The sequence below is a fragment of the Pirellulales bacterium genome, assembly GCA_036499395.1.
Taxonomy (GTDB): Bacteria; Planctomycetota; Planctomycetia; order Pirellulales; family JACPPG01; genus JACPPG01.
The window spans coordinates 35,890-61,964 of sequence record DASYDW010000041.1 but is presented as its reverse complement, the minus strand read 5'-3'; the positions used below and the strand labels follow the sequence as shown (position 1 = coordinate 61,964).

General features: G+C 60.3%; 19 protein-coding genes. 13 read left to right on the top strand and 6 right to left on the bottom strand.

Annotation, left to right across the window (positions count from 1 at the left end):
* The 4 genes from VGN12_07190 to VGN12_07175 form a co-directional block, all read left to right on the top strand.
* Positions 1-271 (top strand): FtsX-like permease family protein (locus tag VGN12_07190; protein ID HEY4309222.1); only part of this gene is annotated, 271 nt, incomplete at its 5' end.
* Positions 272-363: 92 nt separating this feature from the next.
* Entirely contained in the window at positions 364-1,518 is a 1,155-nt protein-coding gene (gene devC, locus VGN12_07185) for an ABC transporter permease DevC (GenBank protein ID HEY4309221.1), read from the top strand.
* Positions 1,519-1,681: 163 nt separating this feature from the next.
* The gene (locus VGN12_07180) at positions 1,682-2,137 is read left to right on the top strand and encodes a hypothetical protein (GenBank protein HEY4309220.1); all 456 of its coding nucleotides are present in this window, start codon (positions 1,682-1,684) and stop codon (positions 2,135-2,137) included.
* A gap of 48 nt (positions 2,138-2,185) precedes the next feature.
* Positions 2,186-3,367, top strand: coding sequence for an ATP-binding cassette domain-containing protein (locus VGN12_07175; GenBank protein ID HEY4309219.1), 1,182 nt, complete (start codon positions 2,186-2,188; stop codon positions 3,365-3,367).
* A 16-nt stretch (positions 3,368-3,383) separates the two neighbouring features.
* On the opposite strand, the gene ppk1 is transcribed toward VGN12_07175, so the two are convergent.
* Positions 3,384-5,570, bottom strand: coding sequence for a polyphosphate kinase 1 (gene ppk1, locus VGN12_07170; protein HEY4309218.1), 2,187 nt, complete (start codon positions 5,568-5,570; stop codon positions 3,384-3,386).
* Between the two features lie 235 nt (positions 5,571-5,805).
* Here ppk1 and VGN12_07165 point away from each other — a divergent pair, with 235 nt between their 5' ends.
* The 5 genes from VGN12_07165 (at position 5,806) to VGN12_07145 (ending at position 12,823) form a co-directional block, all read left to right on the top strand.
* Entirely contained in the window at positions 5,806-6,696 is an 891-nt protein-coding gene (locus VGN12_07165; protein ID HEY4309217.1) for a triphosphoribosyl-dephospho-CoA synthase, read from the top strand.
* A 32-nt stretch (positions 6,697-6,728) separates the two neighbouring features.
* Positions 6,729-7,220, top strand: coding sequence for a 6-pyruvoyl tetrahydropterin synthase family protein (locus tag VGN12_07160; protein HEY4309216.1), 492 nt, complete (start codon positions 6,729-6,731; stop codon positions 7,218-7,220).
* A gap of 69 nt (positions 7,221-7,289) precedes the next feature.
* The gene (locus tag VGN12_07155; GenBank protein ID HEY4309215.1) at positions 7,290-8,567 is read left to right on the top strand and encodes a hypothetical protein; all 1,278 of its coding nucleotides are present in this window, start codon (positions 7,290-7,292) and stop codon (positions 8,565-8,567) included.
* A gap of 19 nt (positions 8,568-8,586) precedes the next feature.
* A complete protein-coding gene (locus VGN12_07150; GenBank protein HEY4309214.1) occupies positions 8,587-9,324 on the top strand; it encodes a methyltransferase domain-containing protein in 738 nt (245 codons plus the stop codon).
* 736 nt (positions 9,325-10,060) lie between these two features.
* A complete protein-coding gene (locus VGN12_07145; GenBank protein HEY4309213.1) occupies positions 10,061-12,823 on the top strand; it encodes an autotransporter-associated beta strand repeat-containing protein in 2,763 nt (920 codons plus the stop codon).
* Between the two features lie 142 nt (positions 12,824-12,965).
* On the opposite strand, the gene VGN12_07140 is transcribed toward VGN12_07145, so the two are convergent.
* A complete protein-coding gene (locus VGN12_07140; GenBank protein ID HEY4309212.1) occupies positions 12,966-13,475 on the bottom strand; it encodes a hypothetical protein in 510 nt (169 codons plus the stop codon).
* 437 nt (positions 13,476-13,912) lie between these two features.
* On the opposite strand from VGN12_07140, the gene VGN12_07135 reads away from it, so the two are divergent.
* The 4 genes from VGN12_07135 (at position 13,913) to VGN12_07120 (ending at position 18,552) form a co-directional block, all read left to right on the top strand.
* Positions 13,913-15,106, top strand: a complete 1,194-nt coding sequence (locus VGN12_07135) for a lactonase family protein (protein HEY4309211.1) — start codon at positions 13,913-13,915, stop codon at positions 15,104-15,106.
* A 98-nt stretch (positions 15,107-15,204) separates the two neighbouring features.
* On the top strand, positions 15,205-16,023 hold the full coding sequence (locus tag VGN12_07130; protein ID HEY4309210.1) for a class II glutamine amidotransferase: 819 nt from the start codon (positions 15,205-15,207) through the stop codon (positions 16,021-16,023).
* Between the two features lie 55 nt (positions 16,024-16,078).
* A complete protein-coding gene (locus VGN12_07125) occupies positions 16,079-17,467 on the top strand; it encodes a glutamate decarboxylase (protein ID HEY4309209.1) in 1,389 nt (462 codons plus the stop codon).
* Positions 17,468-17,655: 188 nt separating this feature from the next.
* The gene (locus tag VGN12_07120) at positions 17,656-18,552 is read left to right on the top strand and encodes a bestrophin family ion channel (protein ID HEY4309208.1); all 897 of its coding nucleotides are present in this window, start codon (positions 17,656-17,658) and stop codon (positions 18,550-18,552) included.
* A gap of 9 nt (positions 18,553-18,561) precedes the next feature.
* On the opposite strand, the gene VGN12_07115 is transcribed toward VGN12_07120, so the two are convergent.
* The 4 genes from VGN12_07115 to VGN12_07100 all read right to left on the bottom strand — a co-directional run bounded on the left by VGN12_07115 (position 18,562) and on the right by VGN12_07100 (position 26,053).
* Complete coding sequence (locus VGN12_07115; GenBank protein ID HEY4309207.1) at positions 18,562-19,251, bottom strand: hypothetical protein; 690 nt, start codon at positions 19,249-19,251, stop codon at positions 18,562-18,564.
* A gap of 87 nt (positions 19,252-19,338) precedes the next feature.
* Positions 19,339-20,850 carry a hypothetical protein gene (locus VGN12_07110; protein HEY4309206.1) on the bottom strand — a complete coding sequence of 504 codons (1,512 nt, stop codon included), beginning with the start codon at positions 20,848-20,850 and terminating at the stop codon, positions 19,339-19,341.
* A gap of 56 nt (positions 20,851-20,906) precedes the next feature.
* Positions 20,907-22,358, bottom strand: coding sequence for a sulfatase (locus VGN12_07105; GenBank protein ID HEY4309205.1), 1,452 nt, complete (start codon positions 22,356-22,358; stop codon positions 20,907-20,909).
* Entirely contained in the window at positions 22,355-26,053 is a 3,699-nt protein-coding gene (locus VGN12_07100; GenBank protein HEY4309204.1) for a CehA/McbA family metallohydrolase, read from the bottom strand. The genes VGN12_07105 and VGN12_07100 overlap by 4 nt, the downstream gene beginning before the upstream one ends.
* Positions 26,054-26,075 lie beyond the last annotated feature (22 nt).

The window sequence follows — 26,075 nt, the reverse complement described above, 5'->3', positions numbered from 1 at the left end:
CGCCACGCTGAAGGCGATTGGTTATCCGCGCAAATTCCTGTCGCGGCTGGTCCTGCAACAGGCGCTGATCCTGGCGGTGGCCGGTTTCGTGCCTGGCTTGATCCTGGCCGAGTTGCTGTATCGACTGACCGAACATATGACGCACATCTCGATCGAAATGACGCTCGCACGCGCCTCGGCCGTGTTACTGCTATCGGTCGCAATGTGCGCAATCTCGGGCATGGCCTCGTTAGCAAAAGTCCATTCGGCAGACCCCGCCGACCTGTTTTAATTTTTTGTACTCACCGATTGCCGATTACCAGCGACTAACTACTAACCGCTCTCTACTGCCCGCTGCTCTCCGCCTACTGCCCACTATTCTTCATGCCCCGACAACGCATACCGCTGGCTTGGAAAAACCTGGTACATCAGCCGCGGCGGCTGATTGTCGCGGTGTGCGGGATCGGCTTTGCCGTGGTGCTGATGTTCATGCAGTTGGGATTTCGCAATGCCCTGTTCGACAGCACCGTGGCCTTGCACCGGTTGCTCGATGCTGACCTGGTTCTAACGAGTACGGCACGCTACACGCTTTCGGTGAAAGAAACGTTCAGCCGGCGGCGTCTGGCGCAAGCCCTTGGCTGTCCCAAGATTGCCGCGGCGTGGCCCCTGTACATCGAAACGGGACAATCGATCTGGAAGAATCCGGAAACCGGCCAGGGGCATCCCATTCGAGTGTTGGCCTTCGACCCCCGCGACCCGGTGTTGCCGATCGATGCCGCCGCCGCGGCGGAGTTGCAAATGCCCGGTACGCTGCTGCTGGATCGCCGCTCGAAAGAGGATTACGGCACGCCGCAGATCGGGGATAAGATTGAGCTCGCGGATCACGTCACGCGCATTGTCGGCACGTTCGACTTGGGAACCGACTTTGCCAATGACGGCAACGTGATCATGAGCAGCGATCAATACCGCTCGTACTTTTCCATCCCCGGCTCTCGACATGACAAGCTGGCCGAGGTGGACGTCGGTCTGTTGAAAGTCAAACCGGGCGTGGCGGTAACAGATGCCTTGCACGAATTGCAGGCCACGCTGCCCGAAGACGTGAGCGTCATGACCGGTCAGCAGTTCGTCGACCAGGAACTGACTTTTTGGCGTCGCAGCACGCCGATCGGCTTCATCTTCGGTTTGGGGACTGTGATGGGGTTTATCGTGGGGGTCGTGATCTGTTATCAAATCCTTTATTCCGACGTCGACGATCATATGGCCGAATTCGCCACCCTGAAGGCGATGGGCTACCAGAACAATTATTTTGTCGCGCTAGTACTGCAGGAATCGCTGTGGCTGTCGCTGTTCGGCTTTGCCCCGGGCGTCCTGGTCGCGACACTGCTGTACACAAGCCTGGGGCACCTGACGGGCCTGCTGCTCAACTTAACCGCGTCGCGCGTGATAGGTGTCTTGCTGATGACGATCGCCATGTGCATCGTCTCCGGCTGCCTGGCCCTACGTCGCGTGTTCCAGGCCGATCCGGCCGAGTTGTTTTGAAGCGACCGTGGCCATGGGGAGAATCGTGATGTCGCTCATACTACGCAGGCCATGCGTCTATCTCGTATTTCTTGGACTCGCTTTGCAAGTTACTGATGCCCCCGGCGAGCCGCCAAAGCCTGGCGCTGTCGCCATCAAGATCGATGACCTGAACGCAGACCGGGTGCAGATCATCGGAATGACGGGTAAGGCTGTACGGCATCCCGTGAAAATTCGTGGCAGATGGCGTACTCCCCAAATACCTGAGAAACTTAGCAATCTTTACTTCGACGTGACTCATGTCGAAGGCGAGGCGGTTGAGCGGGCTATCACCTTTCGTGACTACGATCTTCACCCGATGACGAACGAAGGAACGGCGGGCGCGCGCGATGGGCACACTTGGAATTGGATCGCATCTGCTTATGGCGATCTGAAGCCGCCTGAATTTCATCCGGGTGAGGATTGGGAGTTCATCGGAATGGAAAAACTGGAAACCATACTCGATCCACACGACTGGGACGGACCGATCGTCGCTACCAATCAGCGACCGGGCTTCGATACGCGCTTCATATATTTCCGCGCACGTCAATTTCCAGCGGCGCAACAGGCGCCGACGCCGAATTCAAAAGTCGCACAATAAGAACGAGGCGACTAGCCGTCCCTCCAGTACCATTTCGCACGTTTATTCATGATGCGTTTCCGCCGCCGATCAAAAACTAAAGGTCACCCCCAGGTCTTTGCCACCAGCGTCAATCCCGCGCTGCGCGGCCGGGATGGCGATCGCAATCTGTGCGTGCGCATCGAGGACCTGAATCACTGGTACGGCACCGGCGAGCTGCGCAAACAGGTGCTGTTCGATAATGGCTTGGAACTAGCGCGCGGCGAAATCGTGATCATGACCGGCCCTTCCGGCTCGGGCAAAACGACGCTGCTGACTTTGATCGGCGCCTTGCGCACCGTGCAAGAAGGGAGCATCGAGGTGCTCGGCAACGAGTTGGCCGGGCTCGATAGCCAGGCCCTGACCGAGATGCGCCGCAATATCGGCTTCATCTTCCAGGCTCATAATCTCTTCGAATCTCTCAGCGCGCGGCAGAACGTCCGCATGGCGCTCGAGTTGAAATCCATTCCGCGTGACGAGGCCGACGGTCGCGCCGCAGAACTGCTAGAACTGTTGGGCCTGGGCAAACGGCTCGACTACAAGCCCGAGTCACTCTCAGGCGGGCAGCGGCAGCGCGTGGCGATCGCCCGGGCTTTGGCCAATCGTCCGCAACTGGTGCTGGCCGACGAACCGACCGCGGCACTGGACAAACAATCCGGCCGCGATGTTGTTGATCTCCTCAAGAAAATTGCCAAGGAGGAGCTGACGACGATCCTGATCGTTACGCATGATAACCGCATCCTGGACGTCGCCGACCGCATCGTGAACATGGTCGACGGTCGCGTCATCTCGGACGTGGTAGTCAGCGAAGCAGCCGTGATTTGCGAATTCCTGCGCAAGAGCGAAGTCTTCTCGTCGCTCGACCCGCGCACCCTTTCCGATGTGGCGGACAAGATGGGGCTCGAGACGCATCCGGCCGGCACGGTGCTGGTGCGCCAAGGGGATCCCGGCGACAAGTTTTACCTGATCCGCTCCGGCACGGCCGTGGTGACAGTCGCTGACGGGGACCGCACGCGCGAGCTGGCGAAGCTGCGCGAAGGGGACTTTTTCGGCGAGGCGGCATTGATCAGCGGCGCGCCGCGCAATGCGACCGTAACGGCCACCGAAGAGGTCGACCTATGCACGCTGGGCAACAAGGACTTTCAGGACGTGCTCGAAGCGAGCGCTCCGTTCAAGGAGCAACTGCTGAGCATTCTCTTTTCTCGGCAGTAGTCCGGCCCGACGGTTGCTAAACGCGGGCAGCGCCGCCGCTCGACTTCGGATGGCCGTTCTCGACGAGCGGCTCGGCATGCTGAATGGCATGCGGCTCGGCAACCAGCGGCGTCCCGCCGACGCGGCCGTATAACAATTCCTCCTGGACACGATGCCGCGGCTCATCCCCGGTGCGTTGGGCGCGATAGTGCGTGCCGTCGGGACATAGAATGCGCGACTTCACGTTGTCGCGCAAATAAGCCGGCAAGATCTCCTCCAGAATCCGTTCGCGTGGTTTCGTGGCATTGATCGGAAACATCACTTCCACGCGGCGGTAAAAATTACGCGGCATCCAATCGGCGCTGGCCAGGTAGATCTGCGCTTCATCATCGGGACTGAAGACGTACAACCGGCTGTGTTCGAGGAATCGGTCGACGACGCTGCGGACGCGGATGTTCTCCGAGATGCCTGGCATTCCGGGTCGCAGACAGCAGACTCCGCGCACCACCAGGTCGATCGGCACGCCCGCCTGGCTGGCTCGGTATAGCGCCTCGATGACGCGATAATCGACCAGCGCGTTCAGCTTGGCGAAGATGCGCGACTTTTGGCCCGACCGGGCCCTGCGCGTCTGCTCTTCGATCAATTCGATCGTACCGCGATGCAAGTCCCCCGGAGCAACCACTAGCTTGCGCCATTGATGCCCCTGCGAATAACCGGTTAATAGGTTGAACAGCGCCGAGGCGTCGGCCACGATATCTTCGTCGGCCGTAAAAAGCCCCAGGTCGGTGTACAGCATCGCGGTCGTTGGGTTGTAGTTGCCGGTCCCCAGATGGACATACCGGCGCACGACGTTCCCTTCCTGGCGAACGACCAGTGACAATTTGCAATGGGTCTTAAGATCGAGGAAACCGAACACCACGTGGACACCGGCCCGCTCTAGTTGTCGCGCCCAACTGACGTTGTTTGCTTCGTCGAAGCGGGCTTTCAGTTCGACCAATGCCGTGACGTGCTTGCCATTCTCCGCGGCCGCGATCAGGGCCCGGGTCACCGGCGAATCGCCGCTGGTCCGATAAAGCGTTTGCTTAATGGCCAGCACGTTCGGATCGAGCGCCGCGCGGCTGACGAATTCGACCACCGGCTCGAACGAATCGAAGGGGTGGTGGACCAGCATGTCCTGCCGGCGGATCGCCGCGAAAATATCCTCATTACCGCGACGGCCGCGCGGCGGGCGAGGCGTGAACGGCAAATCACGCAAATGCTCATGCCCCGGCACCCGCGCCAGTTCCGTCATGGCGGTCAAATCGAGTGGCCCGGGAATGCGGTATAACTCGCTGTACGAATCGGCCGTGGCGTCCCCTTCCTTGATCTCCTCGGGCTCGACGATCATGCGAATCAGGGCTTCGCTGACGTCGGCCGCCACTTCCAAGCGCACCGCTTGGCCACGCTGCCGTTCGCGCAAGCGTTTCTCGATCAGCCGCAACATGTCGTCCGACTCTTGCTCGAGCAACTCCACGTCGCTGTCGCGCGTGATGCGAAATGTCGTGCTCGACAACACGTCGAAACCGCCGAACAATTCAGGCAGCCGCGCCGAGATCGCATCCTCAAGCAGCGTGAATTGCAGATCATCCCCCTGCCCCAACGCCACCAGCCGCGGCAAGACTTGCGGCAATTGCACCACGGCGAACAGATGCGCCGGCCCCAGTCCGGTCCGCCGGTCCAATAGCGCCGCCAGGTAGAGTGCACGATTGTGGTAGCGCGGGCTGGGATGGGCCGGATCGACCGCCATCGGCGTCAGCACGGGAAAGGCACGTTCGGCGAAAAAGCGGTCGACCACGGCGCGCTGGTCGCCGTTCAGCTCTTCGTTCTTCAGCAGACGAAAACCGTGTTCGGCAAGCGCCGGGCGGACGGATTCGTTCCAGCAACGGTACTGCGCTGCGACCAGCTCTTGCGTACGGACCGCGATCCGCTGCAACTGCGAAATTGGCCGCAAGCCGTCCGGCGAGTAATCCTGCGGCGCCAGGTCGCCAAACGCCTGCTCGCGCAGCCCGGCCACGCGAATCATGAAGAATTCGTCCAAGTTCGAGCTGAAGATCGACAGGAACTTGACCCGTTCAAACAGCGGGTTCGTTTCGTCCTCGGCTTCTTCCAGGACGCGCGCGTTGAACTCCAACCAGCTCAATTCGCGGTTGATGAAATGCTCGGCCAGAAAAGATTGTTCGCTCACATTTTCCTCGGTCGTCTGGCCCTGGCAGGTCCTTCAAGTAATCCTAGTTTTTCTGCCGCCGTCGTCGCGATAATCCGCGACTGCCAAGGCGATCCCGGTGCCAAACTGCCTGCTTAAACGGCACAGTCGGCCTCCCACGGCCCACCTATCTTACCGCCCGCCCCGCGATAGGTATATTGACACTTCCTGCTCTCGCCGCCGCTCAATCGATTCCTGCCGATAATTGAACCGCAACATGCCACTGGACTCTTCCTCGCCTGACGATTGGCCCTCGCGCGTTTCCCTCTGCGCGGGTATGGCCTGCCTGCTGGAAGCGACCGCGCCGAAGCCGGGCAATGTCCATCGCGGCGCCGATTTCGAGGGGCTCACGTATCTGGATTTCGCGACTAGCGCCCTGATGATCGGACCCTCGATTGCGAGCGCGGCCGCTGGGGGACGATTGGGGCGTTCGGTACGTGATTGTATCGCAGCGACCCGCACCGCCGTGGCCACGAATACAAACCTAGGAGCCGTGCTGCTGTTGGTGCCGCTAGCCATGGTGCCACGCGACGCTTCACTCGCCGCGGGCGTGTCACGAGTGCTCGCCGACCTTGACGCCAATGACGCGCAGCTCGTGTACGACGCAATTCGGCTGGCGCAGCCCGGCGGCATGGGGCACGTCGACGAGGCCGACGTCAGCGGCCCAGCCCCGGACAACCTTCGGCACGCGATGCAATTGGCGGCCGACCGCGACCTGATCGCGCGACAATACACGACCGACTTTGCCGACGTCTTCGATCTCGTGGTGCCAGCGCTGCGAGTTGGAGTCGAGGCCCGCTGGCCGCTGGCCGACACGATCGTTCACGCGCACCTGGTCACGATGAGCCGGCATCCCGACAGCCTGATCGCACGAAAGTGCGGCCTATCGACTGCGGAGCAAGCCACGCGCATGGCCCAGCGTATCCTCGAAATTGGCCGCCCTGGCGACCAGGCGTATCACGAGGCGGCTTCCGATTTCGATTTCTGGTTGCGCGCGGACGGGCATCGCCGGAATCCTGGCACCACGGCTGACCTGATCACGGCGGGTTTGTTCGTCGCGCTACGCGAGGCCATAATCGAACTGCCGCTGCGATTTTACGCGGCCTGAACGACTTCCCTCAGAAAACCGGTACCGATCGAGTGGCCGAAAAGTATCACGTGCGGATCGCCAAAGAAGCGCTCGTCTTTAGCGCCGCGCATTTCATCACGTTCGCCGGCAATATCTGCGAGCGTCTGCACGGGCACAACTATAAGGTCGCGGCCGAAGTTCACGGCCCGCTCGACGAAAACCAATACGTCGTCGACTTTATCGCAGTGCGTGATGCGCTGCGTGGAATCGTCGACGAACTCGACCATCACATGCTTTTGCCCATCGATCATCCGCAGATCAGGGTTTCGGCCGGCGAGCGAAACGTCGAGGTGACGTTTGAGGACCGCCGCTGGAGCTTCCCGCGCGAAGATTGCGTCCTACTGCCGGTGGCCAATACGACGGCCGAATTATTGGCGCGCTACATTGGCCACCGTCTGCAAGAGGACCTCGCACGACGGACCGGCGTCCGCCCCGACCGACTGCTAGTGGCGGTCGATGAGTGCGAAGGGCAATGGGGCGTATGGGAATGTGACGGCAAGTAGAAAGCCTGCCAATACTGACCTCTCGACGAAAGATCCATTCAGTACTGTCCTGGCAATCGAGGACCATCAATGCTCGACCGAAGACACTTTCTCGGCGCTGTTGGCACCGGACTGTTAGGTGCATCGCTGGCTCGCGCGACTGAGCCTACTGCGAATGCCGCCGCAAAGAAAAAGCTGGCCATCGTTACGACCGAGTGGCGCTATCATTCGCACGCCTGGCACATGGGCGAGCGGTTTCTGGTGGGCTATCCTCACAACGGCGCCTGGCATCAGCCTCCGTTCGAAGTTGTGTCGGCCTATGTCGACCAATTTCCGGAAAACGACCTCAGCCGGAAACGCGCCGCGGAGTTCGGCTTCAAGATTTATCCCTCGGTGGCCGAAGCATTGCGGGCCGGACGCAAGCAATTGGCCGTTGACGCGGTGCTCGTCATCGGTGAGCACGGCAATTATCCCGATAACGAACTCGGGCAGAAGAAATATCCGCGTTACGAGTTCTTCAAGCAGGCTACCGATGTATTTCGTGCCGACGGCCGCGCGGTGCCGATGTTTAACGACAAGCATCTGTCGTGGAAATGGGAGTGGGCCAAGGAAATGGTCGACACCTCCCGCGCGCTCAATTTCCCCTTCATGGCTGGCTCCTCTCTCCCGGTGACATGGCGCATGCCGTCGATCGATATGCCGTACGGTGCCGAGGTGGAAGAAGTAATGTGCCTGGCGATCGGCGCGGTGGATAGCTACGACTTTCACGCGCTGGAGGTCATTCAGTGCATGGCCGAGCGCCGTCGCGGCGGCGAGACAGGCGTGGTCACCATGCAAGCCCTGCGCGGTGACGCGGTGTGGAAAGCGCTCGACGCAGGCGGTTGGAGCGCCGGCGGTTGGGATCCGGAGCTCTTTGCTGCCTGCCTCACTCGAACACAGACATTGGCCCAGCCCGAGTCGTTTAGCGATCGCTACCCGACCCCGGCCCAGATTCGCGAGTGGGTCAAAGAACCCGTTTGCTACCGATTCGAGTACGCCGATGGGTTGAAGGCGACGATGCTTTTGATGAACGGGCTGGTCAACGATTTCACGTTCGCGGCCCGCTTGAAAGGTCAGTCCGAGCCGCTGTCGACGCTGTTCTACCTGCCCCCGACGCCCAACGTCACATACTCGGCCGAACTGATGTCCAAGGCCGAGCAGACTTTCGTCACCGGCAAACCGCCCTACCCCCTCGAGCGCACGCTGCTCACGTCAGGCTTGGTTGCGGCCGGCATGCTATCGTTGGGTACAGGGCAGAAGCGGATCGAGACGCCACACCTGAATGTCCGCTACCAGACCCCGCGCGAGTCTACCTTCGCGCAAAGTTGACCTAACACACGCCGCGCTCATGACGACCGACTACAACGCCATCTCGCGCGAGTACCAGCTCTCGAAGCTGCAGCCCTGGCGAGCCCACATCGAGGCGTATTCGTTGTTAGGACTGGTCGGCGACCTGACGGGGCAATCCGTTCTGGACGTCGCCTGCGGCGAAGGATTCTACACCCGGCTGTTACATGGCCAGGGGGCGGCGACGGCCGTTGGCGTAGATCTCTCGCAGGGAATGATCGAGCTTGCCCGCGAACAGGAAGCGGCCCGCCCGCTGGGCATCCGGTACGAAGTGGCCGACGCCACGAACATGAATCTCGGCACGCAGTTCGACGTGGTGTCGGCGGCCTACCTGCTGAACTACGCGCACAACCGGACGGATTTGGCCGCGATGTGCCGAGGGATCGCCCACGCACTGCGGCCAGGCGGGCGATTCGTGACGGTCAACTCCAGCCCGCTGCTCGATTTTTGCCAAGCCCCCTCATTCCGAAAATACGGCTTCGAAACAAAAATCGCCGAAGGTCCGACGGAAGGGGCGCCGATCACCTGGACCTTTCATCTGGCGAACGGCTCGTTCTCGATCGAGAACTATTTCCTCGATCGGCAAGCTCACGAAGAGGCACTCTCAGCAGCCGGCTTTCGCGAAATTCGCTGGCACCCGTCACGGCTCGAACCGGCCGGACTCGAACGCTTCGGCTCCGACCTGTGGGAAGACTTCCTGTCGCACCCCCCGATTGCGCTCATCGAGTGCGTCAAGTAGCCGCGTCGGAACATTTCGGCAAACAAGTGCTCATGCTCACAAATTCGCTAATGTATTCCTTTTTTGCTTGCTATCTCTGCCGCACCATCACTAAACTGCCGGTGGAAACAGAAGCACCTAAGGGGTTGGGCGTACGCCCTCTCCGCGGCAAATGAAGTGGCACGCAGGCAATGGCTCACTCGCGCGCTAATACGCTCGCGTCTGTACAGCTGACGCGGCGCCCTCCGAAGACACTTTCGGGCGCCGGCGCGGCTTATTGCTTTCTTTCGCGACCTTTTCTATCGCGACGCTTTCTTCCGCGGCCGTGGTGCCATTCGCACCACACTCGTCCGACGCGTTTCTGCCAAGGCTTCGTCATTCATTCGTCATCTGTCCGTGCCTTGGTAACGATCGTCGTGACGTGCGATCCGCAATATGGGAACAAATGCGGCCCCCATGCAAATTCGCTGCGCTGCATCTCGATCCTGCCAGGGGAACGCTACTGATCCTGAACACGTCTAAGTGCCAAGCACGCATGACGGGTCGATGACAGTAGCTCTCATTCCTCGTTCTTTTCGGCGACCCCTCGTGCGATTCTAGTCGTGGCCCGTCCCCCCTGGACGGCAGCCATCATTGTTCGTCTGTGCATCGCTCTGTGGGCTGGCGTGCTTCATTCATAAAAAGCCACGTCTGCAGAACTTCTTGCGTCGCGTCTAAATTCTCATCCGTTTCATTTTCATTCTGTGGGGTCAAGCTAATGTTTGCTACAAAATCAACCAAGTCGGCGCTAGCGGCGCCTCGTGCCATCGAATTACTTTCCGCGGTTCTGTGCGCCGCGATTTCCGCTGCGGCCGTAATACTCGTCGCCGCCCCGGCGCGGGCCGACTTCATCTTCGACCCAGGGTCGTTCAGCGGGGGGAGTGTTTCAATCACCGGCAGTACGGGGATCATCGGCCGGCCCGGCAATACCATCATCGTGGCCAATGGCGAAACCGGACTGTTCTTTTTCAATGGCCCCAGCCATCCCATCGACGTCGCCATTGCCGCGTTGCAGCGCAATGTGGGCGGCATTCTCGACTTCACGCTCCCGGTATCTCCGGGCGCCGTGACCGTCGTCAATGGAAACACCGACGGCATCCTCGGCGGCTGGGCCACGAATAATCAAACCGACTGGGTTACCGTCAACGGCCCCAGTCCCGGTCTCCTCACTCCCTTGACGAACTACTCAAACGATACCTGGGCTGTCGGCAATCAAACCACGGTGACAACCGCCGACGTCGTGCCCGCCGATGCCACGACAACCACGCTGCGGTTCAATGCGGCCGGAGCAATGCCGGTCACGCTCGCCGATACGGCAGGACAAACCAATACGCTTACCTCGGGCGGAATCCTCATCAGTCCGAACGTTGGCGCCGCCGATACTGCGATCGTCGCAGCGGTCGGCGGGGCGTCCCTTACGTCGGGCAATGGGCAGGACGTGATCGTGCATCAGGGCAATACGCTTGGCAACTTCACGCTCGGGGCCACGATCGTCGACAATGGTGCCACCGCCGTCGGGCTGACCAAGGCCGGTGACGGAACGATGATCTTGCCCCCGACCGTCGCCAACACTTACACCGGTCCCACGAGTATCGTTGCCGGCACGCTGGTCGTCAGTTCGTTGGCGAACGGCGGCAGCCCTAGCGCCATCGGTCAATCGAGCAATGCCGCCAGTAATTTTTGGCTGAATCGTGGCGCGCTCAACTACGTGGGTAGCGGGGCCACGACCGACCGGTTGTTCACCCTAGGCTCGATCGGTACCCTCGCATCGTCAGGCGCCGGGCCGATCGCTTTTACCAACAGTGGCCCGCTGGCTTTCACATTCAACGGCGCCTCGGACGATCTCGTGCTGGCCGGCACCAACACAGGCAACAATGCGTTTGCGCCGCTCTATACCGACTCGGCTTCGAGCGGACCAAATCCGCTCGTCGCCCATAACATGCTGGAAAAGGACGGTGCCGGCACCTGGAGCGTGACCAACGCCAACACTTTCTCAGGCGGTACCACGATCAACGGCGGCACGCTGCTGGCCGAAAATCACACGGGTTCCGCCTTCGGGTCCGGCCCTGTCACGGTCAACGCCGGCGGAACGCTCGGCGGCGACGGCGCCGTCACGGGCGCCATTAGCTTCATCGGTGGCATATTGTCGCCGGGTAATGGCATCGGCACGTTGACGCTCGGCGCAACGACGTTCGACGCTGCCGCGCAGCTAACCTATCAACTCGGCGCGCCGAACATCGTCGGCGGCGGAATCAACGATCTGACCGAGGTGCATGGTAATCTCATGCTCAACGGCCAGTTGATCATTCCTGTCTCCGATGGAATGGGAATCGGCACGTATCGCTTGTTCGACTACACCGGCACGCTCACGAACGATGGCTTCTCGATCGGTCATTTGCCGCTAGGCGTGACGGGCTTTCTGGATTTCTCAGTCCCGCACCAGGTAAATCTGGATATCACGGCCGTGCCCGAGCCATCGACCTGGCTACTCGGCGCGTTGGGCGCGCTTCTTTGCATTATCCCGCGCCGGCCGAGGTGCATGCTGCCCATGCGGTTGCGATTCCTGGTCGGGATCTCGGCGTTGATTACCGTCGCGATTGGGGGCATAGCGAGCGCGGCCCCGGTAAGCATGGCTGTCATGGGAGACAGCATCAACCTGCTCACGCCCACGTACGACACGTCCTGGGTCGTGCAATTGCAAAACGCCGGCGCCATCACGGCTCATGATTACGCCTTCGACGGGGCCACCTCGACCGACGTCGTTAACTCGCAACTAGCACCGGTCGTATCACTCGCCCAGCAAGGCCAGATCACGGATTCGGTCCTAGTCGTGGGAACCAACGACATTGGTCCTTATGGTCCAAACGCCGCCTATCTGTTTCTCGATGGGGGCGATCCGACGCCGATCATCAACACCGCCGTCGCGAATATCGAGCATGCCATCTCGTCAATCGCTGCGGCCAATCCGAACGTTCATCAGGTGATCGCCAATCTGCCTGACATGACCGTCACGCCACTCATCCAAGAGTTAGAGCAGGGCTATAACCTTGGCCCCGCGGTCGTTCAGAAAGCAATCGACATCACAAATTCGATCAACTCGCAAATCGAGCAATTCGCACTGGATCGGCACATTCCCGTGATCGACCTGTTCAAAGCCTCGGAAGTACTCACGCCGCTCTACCCGTGGAACTTCGGCGGACACACATTTGATACGGCTTACGCCGGCAACGGCTTCGACATCCTCACGCAACCAGAAGGCATCATCTCAAATGCGATCTCGATTGCGTTCAACGACGCCTACGGGCAGCACTTGCCCATTTTCAGCGACCAGCAAATCGTGCAAACGGCCGGCTTCACGCCCGACAGTGGAACGACCTACTACGATGCGGCGCAGTTCGTGATCACGCCCGAGCCGTCGGCGCTCGTGCTCTTGGCGATCGGTGCGTTGGCCCTGATGGGCCGAAGGCGCAATAATTGCTAAGACATGACGATTGCCCACCGCTCGGTGAATAATTCCTGAAGCCGGTCTCAATGCCCCGGTATTGAAGCCGGGATGTGCTGCAAAACATGACTCTCGGTGCCGCTAGCTACTCGTCGAAAGCGGCGCCGAGAGTCGCGCAATTTCACAGCGGCGTATCGTCCGAGGCCGCCTCGATCTCATTCAGCGCCCGGTCGATCGTATGCTCGACAGCTTTGTAGTCCGGCACCTCGCGTGCTTCAATCTGATCCTGCAGAGCTTCGAAGCTCTCACGCAGCGCCCGCCGCGCCGTGCTGATCATCTCCCAGTCGGAACGGGGCAGATTGCTGTCGCGGGCGATCTTGCCAATGTGCTCAAGGACGATCTCGGCTTCGTCGAGCGGCCGGCGAGCCTCGTCCGGCTTCCCCTGCTCGATCGCGGACTTGATGCGGCTGTCGTACTCGCGCAATCGCTTCACGACAGCGGCATAGTCGGCCGGTAATTCCATGTCGGCTTCCGTGATTCCGTCATGGGCGTGCGTCTGCTGCCCATGACCGTGCTTGTGGTCGTGCAGGTGCGCCGTCGCCTTGTGCGTCTCAGGTGTTTGGACCGTCTGAGGAGAGTTTCGGTCACATCCACAGATCGTGACAATCAGGCACAGAAAGTACATTCGCATTGTCGAGGTAGCATCCCGGTCAAAGGTGTTCACAACGATGCACCACCAGGTCGCATCATGAAAAGTCCGTCGCGCCACATTGCACATAGGTGAGCCGCCACGCCACGGCTTGGTTCTACACAAAGTATAGACCGCGTTGCCGGGCATTCCACCGATTGATCCACCCGGCGTATTTGTTTGAAATGTGACCGCATCACCGCCTGCTGCGCAGGGGAACTGCAAAGTCTCGAATCTGCGCCTCGTCTTGTGTAGCCCGCCTCTGCGAGGCCGGGACCTGATCGTGGTACTCCTGGGTCGCAGGTCCCGGCTACCGACTTTGGAGTTCTCCTGGTCTGCTGCGGCAGACGTTTGGCGGCGCGCGCCGCGACTGATAGACTGGCAGCCAAAGCGTTTTCGTCCGCCCGCGCACCAGGATTCGCACCACCAGGAAATTCAGCATGCCCAGCCCTGCCCTTGCCCGTTTTGTACTTTTGTCGCTTGCGAGCATCGCCCTGTCGACGCTGTCGGGTGCAATCGCCGGCGCCGCTGATAACGCAAAGGATTCCGAAAAGATGCTTGTATTTGTCGGCACGTACACGAGCGGCCCAGACGAGGGTGTCTTCACCTGCGAACTCGATACCACGACCGGCGCACTCAAGAAGCTCTCCGCCAGCGGAAACGTCAAGGGGGCGTCGTTCGTGGCGCTGCATCCCAATCACAAGTTCTTGTACGCCGTCAGCGAAGTTGCCGACTACAAGGACAGCAACAGCGGCGCAGTCGCCTCGTTCGCGCTCGATCCCACTAACGGCAAGCTCACACCACTGAACCATCAATCGTCGACGAGCGCCGGCCCCTGCCACCTGGTCGTCGATCGACAGGGCAAGAACGTGCTGGTCGCCAACTACGGCGGAGGAACGGCTGCCGCGCTGCCGATCCAGGCGGATGGAAAGCTGGCGCCGGCCTCGAGCACCGTTCGTCACACCGGATCGAGCGTCGATAAGAGCCGGCAAGAAGGACCGCATCCACACTCGATTAACCTCGACGCGGCGAACCGCTTTGCCTTCGTCGCCGACCTGGGAACTGACAAGGTGATGGTTTATCGCTTTGATCCAGCGAAGGGAACGCTCACTCCCAATGATCCGCCGGCCGTTGATTTGCCTCCCGGTTCCGGGCCTAGGCACTTTGCCTTTCACCCTAGTGGCAACTTCGCCTACGTCATTAACGAATTGGCGTCGACGATCACCCCCTTTACCTACGACGGCGAGCGCGGCGTGCTGAAAACCCTGTCCCCGAAGGCCACGGTCAGCACCCTGCCCCCGGAGTTCAAGGGTGAAAACACCACGGCGGAAGTACGCGTCCACCCGTCAGGCAAATTCGTTTACGGTTCAAATCGTGGGCATGACAGCATTGCGATCTTCGCCGTCGATCCCGCCACCGGCGGCCTGTCGCCCGTCGGACATCAAGCCACTGGCGGCAAGACGCCCCGCAATTTCAACATCGATCCTGATGGCCGCTTCCTGCTGGCCGCCAATCAAGACTCGAACACGATCACGGTCTTTCGCATCGATCCGAACACCGGCAAGTTGGAACCAACGCCCCACTCGATCGACATTCCCAAGCCAGTCTGTATCCGCTTCTTGAAGAAAGGATGAATGCAGCTAGATCGACGATGAACTTCCAACATCAGCTTGACTGACATGTTTTGGAATTCATCATTCATCGTTCTGCATTCATCATTTCAGGTGATGCCATGTGCCGCTGGTTGTGCTACACCGGCTCGCCCGTATTCGCGGACACATTGCTATTCAAGCCGCAGTACTCATTGGTCGAGCAGAGCCAGCACGCGCAGCGCTCGATCTACACCATAAACGGCGACGGATTCGGACTCGGCTGGTATGGCAGCCGCCCCTGGCCGGGTGTTTATCATGACACGCAGCCCGCCTGGAACGACGACAACTTTCAGAACCTCGCCGCGCAAATCCGCTCGCACATGATGTTGGCCCACGTGCGCGCCACCAGCGGCAGCGCCATTCAGCGCACGAATTGCCATCCGTTTCGCCATCAGCATTGGTTGTTTCAGCACAATGGCGAGATCGGCGGATTCGAACATTTGAAGCGGGATCTGCAACTGGCGATCGCGCCCGAATTGTTTCCGCAACTTCGCGGCACGACTGATAGCGAAACCATGTTCTACCTGGCCATCACGTTCGGCCTGGCCGAGGATCCGCTTCGAGCCCTGGCCCGCATGGTGGGCACGATCGAACGAACGCGGCGTGCCCATCACATCAAAGACGGCCTGTACATGACCGTGGCCGTCGCCGATGGCAAACGCATCTTCGCCGTGCGATATTCCAGCGACCACGACTCGCCGAGTTTGTACCACAGCAAAAACCTGCACGCCTTGCGTGAAGTCGGCGGCAAGAGCGAAAACGTGCCTGACGATGGGATACTGATCCTCTCCGAACCGCTCGACGCAATGAGCCAGCACTGGGAGAAAGTCCCAGAATCGACGGCAATTGTGGTCGAAAACGGCACTGTCAAGCACGCCCCCTTTAAACCCGAAGAATGACGGACCGCCGAGGTATCAAAGAAAACCCTCTCCACTGAATGAAAAGCCAACAGCCATGAGACCGCTTAAGCATCACAGTGACGAGTCGCTGGCGCCAGCCTACACGTCGCGCAGCTTCGCCCGGCCGATTCCCAAATACGATATCCCGGCCGCAGGCTTGCCAGCGGACGTGGCGCATCAACTGGTGCGCGACGAAATGAACTTGGACGGCAATCCGGCCATGAATCTGGCCAGCTTCGTCACCACGTGGATGGAGCCCGAGGCTGATCGTCTGCTGGCCGATACGGCGAACAAGAATTTGATCGATCAGGACGAATATCCGCAAACCGACGAGATTCACCAGCGTGTCATCTGCATGCTGGCACGTCTGTTCCACGCGCCTCCCGAAGCGAAGCCGATGGGCACCGCCACGGTAGGTTCGAGCGAAGCCATCATGCTCGGCCTGCTGGCGCACAAGTTCTCGTGGCGCAAAGCACGTCAGGCCGCCGGCAAACCGACGGACCGGCCGAACGTCGTCTTCGGCGCCGATGTACACACATGCTGGGAGAAGTTCGCTCTCTACTTCGACGTCGAAGCGCGCATCGTCCCACTCGAACCCGATTGCCACATTCTCACCGCCGACCGCGCGGCGAAGTACATCGACGAAAACACCGTCGCTGTCGGTTGCATCCTGGGAACCACGTTCACAGGCCAGATCGACGAGATCGGCGCCATCAACGCGCTGCTGGCCGCGCTCAAGCAACAGCACGGCTGGGATATTCCCATTCACGTCGACGCGGCCAGCGGCGGTTTCGTCGCACCGTTCGTCTACCCCGAGTTGGCCTGGGACTTCCGCCTCGAACATGTCCGGTCGATCAACACTTCGAATCACAAGTACGGACTGATCTACCCCGGCATGGGCACAGTCGTCTTTCGCGATCAGCACGTCGTGCCACAGGAGCTGATCTACAAGATCACGTACCTCGGCGGCGAGATGTTCAACTACAGTTTGAACTTCTCGAAACCGAGCAGCCAGATCCTGTTGCAGTATTACAGCTTCTTGCGGCTGGGACGGGCCGGATACCGGCAAGTAATGAGCAACATCATGGAGAACTCCCGCTACCTGGAAAAAATGCTGCTGGCGACTGGCCGTTTCGAACTGCTGAATGAATCCAAATATTTGCCCGTGGTAGTCGTCAAGCTCAAAGATCCGCAGGCTCCTTCCGAAACTCTTTACCACCTCTCCGACGTGTTGCGACAGCACGGCTGGATCGTGCCTGCGTATCCACTGCCGGCGAACGCCCAGGAAACGCACGTCTTGCGGGCCGTGGTGAAGGAGAATTTCAGCCGCGACCTGGCCGAAAAATTCGCTGCCGACGTTGCCGCCGGCCTGAAGAAAGTCGACGCGATGCTGGGCGCCGTCGAAAAGACCCTGCCGCAGGAAAAACGGCAGCACGTCTGCTGAACGTGGCAGGTATCCAGCCATCTCTTTCGACATGCGGGGATGCTCAGCCTTTCCCTGCTTTGTCTTCTCGTGATAATATCTGCGGAATCAGAGCGGGGCATTCCTGACCGGGCGGGGGGACTGTTCCCTGAAAGCGCGACGCGATATTTGTCCTACTACAGCCTCCGCATCTAGAGACCAACTCCGCCATGATCGAATACGATCGTAAAAACTGGGTCAAAAGCGTGTTTTCGCTGCGCGGCACGGCCCTGCGCCGCGCCGGCAAGCGGGTCCTGCTCTTCATCCTCTATGCCTGCATCGTGCAGGCCATTTACGAGACGGTGAGCAGCTACACGCAAAAGCCCGTTTTCTTCAATCTGTCCCCCACGGAACATGCTGTGCTCGGCTCGCTGCTGGGCTTCTTGATCGTGTTTCGCATGAACGCGTCTAACGGTCGTTACTGGGAAGGCCGATCCAGTTGGGGACAGATTATCAATGCCAGCCGCAACCTGGTTCGCGTCGGTGTCGCCCACACCGAGGATGGCGCACAATTGGCCGATCTCGTCTCGGGCTATGTGGTCTGCTTGCGCCGATCGCTGCAGGGAAACTTCGACATGCTCGAAACCGAGGATTATCTGCCCGAGGAATTGTGCCGCCGGGCGGAGTTCTTCGGCAATCCCCCCACGGCCGTGGCATTCGCCATCTCGGAATGGATCGAAGAGCAATACCGCCACGGTCGACTCGAATCGCAGTTAGTACGCCACATGGAGGACCAGTTATCGAAGCTGGTCGACGCGCAAGGCGCTTGCGAGAAAATCCGCAAGACCCCCATGCCGTTCGTCTACGTGGTCATGATCAAGCAACTGATCCTCGTCTACCTGATCACGCTCCCCTTTGCCGTTGGCCCGCATTGCGGCTGGTGGGCCCCCGTTGTTATGGCCATCGTCTCGCTGGGCCTGTTCGGCATCGAGGAAGCCAGCGTCGAAATCGAAGACCCGTTCGGACTCGAAGAGAACTGCCTCGACATGGTGACCTACACCGTCACCATCGCCCGCGACACCGGACAAATGGCCTCGCGCAAGCGCAAGCCGGTGCCGGTGGAATAACGCTTCAGGCTAGAGAATGGGCAATTGCGAATTGGCCGGCGGCCGCTGCGCGATCGCAAGCGCCTTTTCGTCGATCGAGGCTGTGTACTCCTGCCAGGCGCTTTTGTCGGCCTCGTCGGTCGTTCGCCACATCGTGAAATGGCACGTCGGCGCGCCGGCCGGGATCGTGCTGTCGAAACGGACGTCGAAATCATGCTCGCGCCCGTACTCGCGCATGGCGTCAATCATTCCCGCGACGAAGTAACGCTGGACCCGGCAATCGAACGCCTGGTAATGGTCCTGGTGCGGGCACCAGAGAATGTCGAAGCTCACCTGGCTGTCGCTGTCGATCTTCGGTGCTTCGAGCGACGCGTACGCAATTCGATTGATGACCGAGGCATAGAAGCTGATGAACTCGGCCTCGCTCATATCGTCAGGCTTTTTCGTGCCTGCCAGAATCTGCCGGCCGATATCCAAACCGACCCGGTGCAAGCCATCGTACACGGCCTGTTGCCCCGCGCGGCCGAACAATCGCTCGCACGATTTCAGCACCTCGATCACGGCCATCGCCTGCATCGTGCCCCACTGCCAGAGCGTGGCCGGATCGAAATCCGTTTTAGCCAGCACGTCCTCTTTCAGCCGCTTCAATCCCTTCGCATACGGCTGATTGAACTCGAACTTTTGCCAGGCCGGCTCCGGACGATGCTCCCAATGCGCCATTGCAGTTCTCCCAATCAAACCGGACGCGAGTGATGCGAGGAATCAGCCCGGGCATTATACCAAGCCGCGAAACGCGATGGTCGACCTTCAGGGCGCGGGCCCCTGCACTGGCGGCTGAGATAACTGCGGCACCATTCCACCTGACAGCCGTTCGAGCAGTTGCGCGGCATTGGTGCGCATCGGCCAGTCAGGTGCGCTATGGCCCAGAACGTTTTGCATATCCTGGATCGCGCCGGCACGATCGCCGAGTTCCGCGCGCACGTAACCGCGCAATAGATATCCAAACGGCGCGGTGGGATCCAAACGCACGGCCTCGTTGGCGTCGACAAGCGCGCCGGCCCGATCTCCTTCGTCCTTACGCATCAGCCCACGCTGTGCGAAGGCCACTGCGTAGCTTCCGTCCAATTCGATCGCCGCGTTCAGCTTCTTGCGCGCGGCGCCTTTGTTGCCAGCGGCCAACAGCGTCTCGGCCTCGGCAATCAGATCCGCCGCGACGAACACCGGAGTCGGCCCGGCTTGCCAGTTCGCCAATTCCGTGGGGAAGTGCTCGAGACGAAATTGCTTGAACCATAACTCGTGGGTGGCCGGCAACAAGAAGTTCGCCACAACCACTGCCGGCAGCAACCAGGCACGGGACGCCGGCCGCGTCGCTTCCCAGAGCCAGACGCCCAATAACAAGAGTGGACAGATCATCGTCGTGCTGCGCGACATATCCGTCGCGATCAGCAAACCGCCGACCACGATCGCGCCGGCGACGAATGCCAGGGCCGCGCCCCAAACCCATCCGGCACGTCGCACGGTTTGCCAGACCGCGACGCCGATCATGATCCAACCCGCGCGATATCCCGACCACAGCCCGGCCACGAAGCGCGTCCATTCGACATCGCGAATGGTCATGATGTGGGCTTGCACATAGGCATTCGCGTCCGGATCGCCGCGCAGCCAGGAAGCCGCGCGAATCGCCAGGTACGGCACGCTAGCCACGACGGCCAGTATTAGGTCAGTGCGCAAATCGCGCCACCGCTTTTGCTCGATGATCCCCAGTGTCACGCCCCGCACGAGCAAAGTCGCGGGCAATGCCAGGATAAACCGCTCGTCGATCCATGGGGTCAACAGGCACGCGGCGACCAGGGCAATGCGCGAAGGCACGAACGCCGTCGCCAGCAGCCCCAGCACATACCAAGAATCGAAATAGCCCAGCCAGCCGCTCGAAACAAAAAACCACGGTAGCGCTGCGAAAAGCAGCGTCGCCAAGACCGTCGGCAGCCAGCGGTTCAGCCGGCGGTGCGTAAGCCAAGCCACGAGCCACAGCACCGCCACGCAACCCACTTGCGGCATCGCCAAAATCCACCGCGGCAGCAAATGTCCGTAATGCCAGACAAATGGAAATAGGACCCGCCATGCCATGACGCGATGCAAAGGATCGAACGATCGCGTCCAGGGATCATTCACCTGAATCAGAACGACGTTGCCACGCGAATATTCAGGCGAGCGGTGAACGACCGAATTCCCCAGGCCGCGCCATAGCGAGAAGCGGGGAGTGTAATCGAGAAATGTCACAACCGCCGCGACGAGCGCGATCGCCAAGCAAACAACCATCGAACCCCATCGCGGCGTTCCCCCGGTCATCGAGCGGTCGTGAGTTGTGGAAGGCGTTACGGTTGGTTCCACTGACCGCCGCCCCCTCCGAGATAAGGATATCGATCGAACTCATCGCCACCCCCCACCACGCGCGGGTCCGCGGTCGCGCGTAGCTCATCGAGGAGTCGTTTCGCCAAATCAGCCTTCTCGGACGCGAAGCGCGGGTCGTCGGCCACGTTGTGCATTTCGTCCGGATCGTTTTGCAAGTCGTAAAGCTCCTCGGCGGGCCGCTTGCCGAAGCATAGTACATACTTCTCGCGCACCGCAGGATCATCGCGATGGTCCCACAGGTATTTCTTCGTCGGGCCGTTATCGCAATCGGCCAGCCACGCTTGCGTGAAAAATGCCTTCGCATGGTCCGGGGTGCCTGACGGCCAACGTTCGGGCTTGAAATTGCGAATGTAAAGGAAGCGGTCCGTGCGCAGGGCCCGCATCGGATAGCCACCGCTCTCAGGCGCCTCTTGGGCTGGCACGTGCCGCTCGCGGCCAAAATAAACGTGATCGCGCGACGCCTCGACGCGGTGTGACTTGTCGCTCTGCAACAGCGCCAGCAAACTACGCCCGGTCATCTCCGGCGGCGCCGATAGGCCAACAGCCGTAAGAAATGTCGGAGCCAGATCGGTCAACGAAACCAGGTCCGTCACTGTCCGCCCGGCCGGCACGCGTCCCGACCAGCGAATCGCCAGCGGCACATGCACACCGCAATCATAAAGATTCGTCTTCCCGCGCGGAAATGGCATGCCATGATCGCTGGTCATGACGACCAGCGTGTTTTCCAATTCGCCAAGTTCTTTTAATTTGGCTAGCAGTTCGCCCACCTCGCGATCGAATCGTTGAATCTCGAAATAATAGTCCGCCACGTCGCCACGCACCTCGGGCGCGTCGGGAAAGTGCGGATACAGATGCACCTGCGAAAGATCCATGCCTGACCGCTCACCGGTTCCCAATTCATAAGGGCGGTGCGGGTCGGGCGAGCCAAACCAGAAGCAGAACGGCTGACCGGCCGGACGAGCCTTGAAAAAAGCATCCACCGATTTGTACGGCTGGCCACCCGGGCTGCCGCGCCCCGGCCCCCATGCTTTGCGATACGTGCCGACGTGATAGCCGGCCCTGCTGAGCATCTGCGGATACTCAGGAAACTTCCCCTCGGGCCAGACCGAGTGTAGGTTGCCTCCCTCTTTAAGCCGCCAGAATTGCTGCCCCGTAATCAACGCTCCACGACTAGGAGTACACGATGGCGACGACACGAACGCGTTGGCAAATAGTACCCCCTCGTGAGCCAAGCGATCGAATGTCGGCGTCTTCACGACACGATCCCCGTAGGCGCTCGCATGCGGCCAGCCCCAATCGTCCGCAATCGCCAGCACGATATTCGGCCGTGATTCCGCGGCGCGCAATTCTGTGATCAGCGGCATCAACACTAACGCCGCACAGAGAGCTACTCCGTATTTCCGGACGAACGTCATGGACTCTTTTCCTCGCAGGGATCAAACGAAATGCCCAATACGCTGTAGAGCTTCTTAAGCGGGGCAAACTCACGGCGCATTCGATTGTCGGCGGCGAGGAACGTTACCCGCCGCGGCGGGATCAGTGCCGCGATCGACGAAACGTCGAATTCCGCCATCAACCCAAAGGCGAACAACTCAGGCAGTTCTTCGACCGTCTTATCTTGCTCGATTAATTGGGTCAGGCTTGCAAAGCTCTCGGTCAACTCCACGTCGTTGATTGCATCGACTTCGAGCGCCGTTGCGACCAATGCCGCCATGCCTGACCTCGGTCCCGTGGCGATAATCGTCACCGCGGAGTCCGGCCAGGTATGACGCGCGAAACGGGCGATGCCCATCAACTGCGCCGCCTGGATTCCCAAGGGGCGTTCGCCCACGGCTGATAAAAACAACGGGTATAGGTAGCTCGGATCCTGGGCTTCGACCTTGGACTCGCCCAGCCCGAGCGGATCGAGCGCCAAGACGCGACATCCCTGATCCAACAGGCGCTGCGACGTTTCAGCGACGCTCGCCTTGCCAAGATCCGCCATCACGATTGCGGTTCGACGCGGGGCGATTCCTGGGACGTCGAACTCGACGCAGGGCACGGTCCAACTCCCGCCACATTCGAGCAAGCGCGACGTGACGCGATAACCAGCCGCGACGTGCGGAGTTGCAGCGGCGCTTTCGACCTCGTACACGGGAACCCTCAGGAACTTCCTTAACCGGTCACGCCGCTCACCTTGCCAGACGGCTAGCTTGTCACGAGTGTCTGGTATCTCGTCCGCGGTGGGCAACTCGGCCAACAAGTTCAGGGCCAGTTGATGCAAATCAAGATTTTCCGCCGTCAGCGGCACGTTCAGTTCGTCCGCGGCCTTCAGATTTTCTCGGGAAGGAATTTCCGAACGAACAAAGCGTTCGTCGCCCGGATAAAAATAGTTACCAAGCAACGCATAAAACTGCTCGCGATTCTCTTGCTCGAAATTGTGCGTCCCTGGCACATGATTCACGTGGAATCGCAATTTGTCCGCCGCCCCCACAAGTCCAAACGCCGATTGTGCGGCAGCCAACAACGGCGCCAGCGCATGCCCCGATTTGAAGCAGCAGTCATCCCCAGCGTTATACGTCAGCAGCGTTGGACGGCCAGCCCGCATCGCCGTCAGGTGCGTATAGTCGATGATCGCGGCCATGTCGGTTGGCGCTTGCTCGGAATCCCCCATATCGTCGTTAAGAAGATTCGTGCGAAAGCCGCCGTAGCCGGCCACGGGATTGGCCAGCGTCACGCGCCGATCGAGTGCCGAGAGCAGAATCGTCTGCCAGCTGCCCCCCGACAATCCCATCGCCGCGACGCGCTCGTGATCGGCGTTCGGTAGCGCCAGCCCCAAGTCCAACAGGCGCGACATCGCCAGGTAAAACGGCGCCAGTCCACTCGTACCGCACAGATCGAGCTGATTCATGCGGTAGTGCGAAAAGCCGGGCGTCGCGAGCTGTCCCATCCCGAGCCACTCGGGATCGAGCACCAGCATGCCGCGTTTGGCAAGATTGATGCTCAGCAGTTGTTTGTACTCCACCGCCTTGCCCAGGCGCTCATGGCCGTTGAAATGCAGGACTAACGGAACTTTGCCGGTGATCTTTTCCGGCTCGTACAACAGTGCTGGAATCCACAAGCCGGGCAATGCCTCGTAGCGCAGTTTGCGAATCCTATAGCCGGGGCCGCCCTCTATCGTATCCAGCCACTCGACGTGACAAGCAGCGTCACGCCACGCACGGGCGCCGCCACGAAACACAACATCTTCAAGCATTTGCTTGCGCAATCGACTAGCTTCGTCTTCCCACGCACGACGTTCATTGAACTGCGGCGTCGCAACGATTTTCGGTTCGGCAAACGTACGTATCTCGGCCAGCGGTGTGTCCGATGGCAAGAGTGACGTTTCCAATGCGGATTGAAGGTCAGCCAGGCTTGCTTGCGTCGTCGGTTTCGCACGCGCAATTTGCTGCTTCCGGTCGACAAGGATTTCTCGCGAGCGACGGAAATAATCCACGACGGCCTGCTTCGCCGGCACAGTACGCGCTTGATGATCGGCAATCTGCTCGTCGACGCGAGCCAGCAACCAGTCGAGGTCCGCCACGCCGCGCGGCGGCTGACCGTCGAAGTACACAAAAACCGGATTCGTATGCGCTTCGGCATCTGCTGAACCCAGGGGCGACGTCGAAAATGCTCGCGCCGCGAGCCAACTCGAACTCGTCAATTCAATCGGCTCGTCTAGCGTCAGCCATTGCGCCGTGCCTGCTTCACGCGATACGACCAGCTCGCGTGCGACCTGACCATTCACGATCAATTGTAGATTCGTGACCGGCGCCGTTTCGCTGCGCACGCGGACTTTGGCGCGGACCTGTTTCGCCTGTCCGGCTGCAACGTTGATCACGTCCCCGGGATTTTTGTCGTTCACCTCGAAAAATAATAGTGGTCCACTGGTGATAAAGCTGCGTCCTTCGGCGGCCCCTTGCAGCCAGGCCGGGAAAGTTGCCGCGCCGTCCATATGCACATACGTCCGGCAGTCTCCCAGCTTGCGACAGGCCGGGTAATCGCTTGCCCCGATCGCCGGAAAGCGAAAGCCCGCGTTCAGCACGTGATACCAACCATCCAGGCCGATTCCGCGGTAAATGCCGAACTGCAACAGCTCGACACCGGTCGTCGCACCTTGCACAAGGTCCGCCCAAATCTCGAGACCGTAGCCGCCATGCGCGTGAAAAGCATATCCCCCCTGCCGTCGCGTCTCTTCTCCAACCGCGGCGAACAGAGGCCCGACATTCGGATCGAGCTGGCTCCCCTCGAGATAGAGCCGATCGCGCAGAAAAAGATTCAAATGCCCCAGCACGCCGTTGCGATATTCCTGCCCGGAAATGATCGAATAGGGGCCTCGCTCACGGACCGACGGCATTCCCAACCCGCGCAGTTGCGGCGTCGCCTGAGCCGGCATGGCCCCTTGATAGGCGGAAGTGTCCTCGTTGTAACACAGGATCATGCCACGGCGGATGTCTTCGGCTTCAAGCAAATCAAAGATCGTCGTGTCGTCGGCATCGTTGGTGCGAAGGAAGTGCAAATGGGGATCGGCTGAGTACCAACCCTGTTCGGCCATCGGCACGGCGCGCGACAGCTCGATCCGCACGTCCCGCTGTTGCTTGCTGTCGATACGCGTCGAAAACGTCTCGACCCGATATTCGAAACCCTTCCAGACCTCGATCCGCACCGCGCCGGCCGGCACCGCCACGGAGAACTCGCCGGGCGTGTAAAAGAAATGCCCGAAATAGCGGATCGGTGCTTTGCCCGGCCGATTGCCGGCCAAACCGTCGGGCCAGTTTTGATTCAAGCTATACGCCGCCAGCGGATTATCCTGCGGCTGATAGAAATTGCCGTCGCTCCCCACGACATTCACTCGGCACGGCGTGGGCTTACCCGTTGCGCGATCAACGATCGTCACCTGCAGTCGCCCAGCATTCGCGGCGTCGGCGGTCGCCATCTTTCCTGCGCTAACAAATCCTGCCGGCGTGAAAATGTAAGCTTCTTCGCGCGCGTCGGGCGTGGTCCGATCAAACCGACCATGTTCGGCCCGTGCGGCGCCGGCCAACACCACCGTGACCACGACTGCCGAGGCCAGGTAACGCTGAATGCTCAAACAATCTCTCCGCACGGCCATC

What these genes read in the sequence shown, in the direction of transcription:
- VGN12_07105 (HEY4309205.1), bottom strand. Translation starts at nt 22,358, where the DNA reads ATGACGTTCGTCCGGAAATACGGAGTAGCTCTCTGTGCGGCGTTAGTG.
- VGN12_07120 (HEY4309208.1), top strand. Translation starts at nt 17,656, where the DNA reads ATGATCGAATACGATCGTAAAAACTGGGTCAAAAGCGTGTTTTCGCTG.
- VGN12_07150 (HEY4309214.1), top strand. Translation starts at nt 8,587, where the DNA reads ATGACGACCGACTACAACGCCATCTCGCGCGAGTACCAGCTCTCGAAG.
- VGN12_07165 (HEY4309217.1), top strand. Translation starts at nt 5,806, where the DNA reads ATGCCACTGGACTCTTCCTCGCCTGACGATTGGCCCTCGCGCGTTTCC.
- VGN12_07130 (HEY4309210.1), top strand. Translation starts at nt 15,205, where the DNA reads ATGTGCCGCTGGTTGTGCTACACCGGCTCGCCCGTATTCGCGGACACA.
- VGN12_07110 (HEY4309206.1), bottom strand. Translation starts at nt 20,850, where the DNA reads ATGGTTGTTTGCTTGGCGATCGCGCTCGTCGCGGCGGTTGTGACATTT.
- VGN12_07145 (HEY4309213.1), top strand. Translation starts at nt 10,061, where the DNA reads ATGTTTGCTACAAAATCAACCAAGTCGGCGCTAGCGGCGCCTCGTGCC.
- devC (HEY4309221.1), top strand. Translation starts at nt 364, where the DNA reads ATGCCCCGACAACGCATACCGCTGGCTTGGAAAAACCTGGTACATCAG.
- VGN12_07175 (HEY4309219.1), top strand. Translation starts at nt 2,186, where the DNA reads ATGATGCGTTTCCGCCGCCGATCAAAAACTAAAGGTCACCCCCAGGTC.
- VGN12_07140 (HEY4309212.1), bottom strand. Translation starts at nt 13,475, where the DNA reads ATGCGAATGTACTTTCTGTGCCTGATTGTCACGATCTGTGGATGTGAC.
- VGN12_07115 (HEY4309207.1), bottom strand. Translation starts at nt 19,251, where the DNA reads ATGGCGCATTGGGAGCATCGTCCGGAGCCGGCCTGGCAAAAGTTCGAG.
- VGN12_07125 (HEY4309209.1), top strand. Translation starts at nt 16,079, where the DNA reads ATGAGACCGCTTAAGCATCACAGTGACGAGTCGCTGGCGCCAGCCTAC.
- VGN12_07135 (HEY4309211.1), top strand. Translation starts at nt 13,913, where the DNA reads ATGCCCAGCCCTGCCCTTGCCCGTTTTGTACTTTTGTCGCTTGCGAGC.
- VGN12_07155 (HEY4309215.1), top strand. Translation starts at nt 7,290, where the DNA reads ATGCTCGACCGAAGACACTTTCTCGGCGCTGTTGGCACCGGACTGTTA.